The sequence below is a fragment of the Mangrovicoccus sp. HB161399 genome, assembly GCF_013184745.1.
In the GTDB taxonomy this organism is placed as follows: Bacteria; Pseudomonadota; Alphaproteobacteria; order Rhodobacterales; family Rhodobacteraceae; genus Mangrovicoccus.
Window position 1 is genome coordinate 1 of the sequence record NZ_JAATVU010000185.1, and the last position, 2,776, is coordinate 2,776.

A 2,776-nucleotide genomic window follows, 5' to 3' on the forward strand; every position below is an offset into this window, starting at 1 on the left:
AAGAAAAATGAAAAGCCGAAGGCCAAGCCCGTACCGGAAGTGACGACAGGGCATTGATGGACGGAAAACATCAGGTGGAATCCGACGCCATGATCGGACATCATCTCCTTGGAACGCAATTGGGGCCGGGGGAACGGCGGGATGGTCGCGGAGGAAGGGGAAGCCGGGGACCGGCAGCTTCTGGAGCGGATCGCCGCGGGGGACATGGCCGCGATGCGGCTGATCTACACGCGGCACGCGGACGCCGCCAGGCGCTTCGTCATGTCCCGGCTGCGCGATCCCAGCGAGGCCGCAGATATCGTCCACAACACCATGATCGATGTCTGGCGGAATGCCGGGCAGTTCCAGGGGCGCGCTTCCGCCAGGTCCTGGATCCTGACGATCGCCCGAAACAAGACCGTCGACCATATCCGCAGGCAGGCGCGGACCGATCTCGCCCCGCCGGATGACAGCGTTGCCGATGAGGGGCCCGACCCGGAGACGGTGATCGCCGCGTCACAGGATGCTGCCAGGGTGCGGGACTGCGTCGCGAAGCTCGGCGACCGGCACCGTGCCGCGATCCATCTCGCCTATTTCGAAGAGATGACCTGCGCCGAGATCGCCCGCGTGGAAAATGTCGCCGAGGGCACGGTGAAGACCCGGCTGTTCCATGCCAAGAAGCTGCTGATGCGGTGCCTGTCGCGCTGACCGGCTATTCCTCGGCCACGAGCTCGACGATGCCGGCCGCGCCGAGGAGGTCCCGGCCGGCGTCCAGGGCCGCCTCATCGGCAAAGGCCACGCGGTAGAGTCCCGCGGCGCCGGGCCCGCCGACCAGACGTCCCTGCGCGGATTGCAGCAGGGTACGCATCTCGGCCTCGGTCGCGTCCGGGCGGAACCCGACGGCCAGCACATGCTCTGCCGTTCCGCTGGTCACTGTCTGGTAGCCCGGCTCCGGCCGTCCTGCAATCCAGGCGCCCTCCGCCACTGCCGCCAGCAGGAAGACAGCCGCTGCCGCGCGCCACGCCATCAGCTGCCGCCGCGGCGCGGCCGGGACATTTGCGGCCCGCGGCTCGAGCCGGATCGCCTCTTCCAGCCGTGCCCAGCCGGTGCCGTCGGGCGTGCCGGCGCCCGGTTCGTCCGCGAGGGCAGGGCCGAGGCCTGCCATCAGCGCGAGTTCCGCGGCCAGGGCGGGATCGCGGTCCCGCGATGCGGCGATCCGCGCCGCCAAATCTGCGGGGGCGGTGCCGCGGATGAAGGACATGAGCTCGTCCTCGCTGAAATCCTGCGCTTGCCCGGTCATTCCGTGCCCTTCCTTCCGCCCGCCCTCCGCGGGCGGGCCTGCTTTGCTCCATCATGCTATCAGTCGCGGGACGAGGCCAGAAGGTTCAATCATGCGGCTCCGGGACAGCCGCGGGGGGTTCCCAAAGCCGCCGCGGGGGCTATGCTGGCCGCGTTGGTCAATCGGGTCGGGCAGGTGCCGCATGCGCAGGGTTTTGGCTGTTTTCATCCTTGTCCTGCTCGCCGGATGCGTGGCCCGTCTCCAGACCGCTGCGCCGCCCGAGGTCATCGATGCCCGCCAGTTGCTGGTGCTGGTCTCGCGGGACGGCGACGGGCTGGCGCGCCAGGCGGGGGGACTGGGCTACACGCTCGATCGAAGCTACCGGCTTGACGGGCTGGACGAGACGCTGCTCGATCTGCGGATCCCGGCCGGGCGGAGCATCCCCGAGGCGATTGCCGAGATCGAGGCGCTGCGGCCCGGGGTCACCGCCGGGGCGAACCATGCCTACCGCATCCAGGCGGCCGCGGCAGCCAGGCGTGGTTTTGCCGGAGACATGATCGGCTGGCCCGCCGATGGCTGCGTTGCCACCCGGCGGATCGGGCTGATCGATGCCGGGGTCGACACGCGCAGTTCCGGCCTTGCAGGGGCGCAGGTGGTGCAGCAGCGCTTCCGCGGCAGCGATCTGCCGCCGGCTACAGATCACGGCACGCTCATGGCGGAACTGCTGGCCGGCGAGGGGCGGCTGACCCGGGCGCAGATCTACAGCGCCGACGTGATCGACCCGCGCCGCGGCGACGGGGAGACCGCCGGAGTCGATGCGATCCTGCGCGCCGTCGACTGGCTGGAGAAATCCGGCGTCGGCCTCGTCAATGTCAGCCTGGCCGGTCCCTACAACAAGCTTCTGGATCGTGGTCTCGCCACGGCGGCCCGGGACGGCATGATACTGGTGGCCGCGGCGGGCAACCAGGGGCCGTCCTCGCCGCCGCGCTATCCGGCGGCCTTTCCCTTCGTGCTCGCGGTCACGGCAGTCGACCGGGATGCGGAAATCTACCGCCTGGCCGTGCACGGTCCGCATGTCGATCTCTCCGCGCCGGGCGTCGATATCCTGGTGCCCAATGGCGGCAAGCTCCGGGTGCTGAGCGGCACCTCCGCCGCGGCGCCCTTCGTGACGGCGGCGATCGCCGCGGACCCGGCGCTGAGCGGCCCCGTTCCGGTGGCGGCAGTGCGCAGCCATCTGGCCGAGGCGGCCAGCGACCTCGGGCCGCGCGGACGGGACGACACTTTCGGGGCGGGTCTGCTCCATGCGCCTGCAGGCTGCGGGCCGTGACGCCGCGCGGGGGTCAATGGCCAGCGAATCCGGACATCAGGCTGGAGTGCGCCTCCGCGGGTGGGCATTGCCGGGCGGCGGTTTTGACCATGGCGCGGGCGGGGCGGCCTGCGAACTTGGCAGGGCTGAGATGGACCGGTGCCGGATGCAGGCGGCGGTTGTCGCAGGCCTCGATGACCCGGGGCAGGCCG

General features: G+C 70.6%; 3 protein-coding genes. 2 read left to right on the forward strand and 1 reads right to left on the reverse strand.

Features of this window, described 5'->3' with window-relative positions; translation table 11 throughout:
- The first annotated feature begins 141 nt into the window (after positions 1–141).
- Positions 142–687, forward strand: coding sequence for an RNA polymerase sigma factor (locus tag HCC78_RS31995; protein WP_172332735.1), 546 nt, complete (start codon positions 142–144; stop codon positions 685–687).
- A 4-nt stretch (positions 688–691) separates the two neighbouring features.
- On the opposite strand, the gene HCC78_RS32000 is transcribed toward HCC78_RS31995, so the two are convergent.
- On the reverse strand, positions 692–1,279 hold the full coding sequence (locus tag HCC78_RS32000) for a hypothetical protein (RefSeq protein WP_172332736.1): 588 nt from the start codon (positions 1,277–1,279) through the stop codon (positions 692–694).
- 229 nt (positions 1,280–1,508) lie between these two features.
- Between HCC78_RS32000 and HCC78_RS32005 the strand changes: the two genes are divergently transcribed.
- Positions 1,509–2,585: a S8 family serine peptidase gene (locus HCC78_RS32005; protein WP_172332737.1), complete on the forward strand. Its 1,077-nt coding sequence runs from the start codon at positions 1,509–1,511 to the stop codon at positions 2,583–2,585.
- The last annotated feature ends 191 nt before the right edge of the window (positions 2,586–2,776 follow it).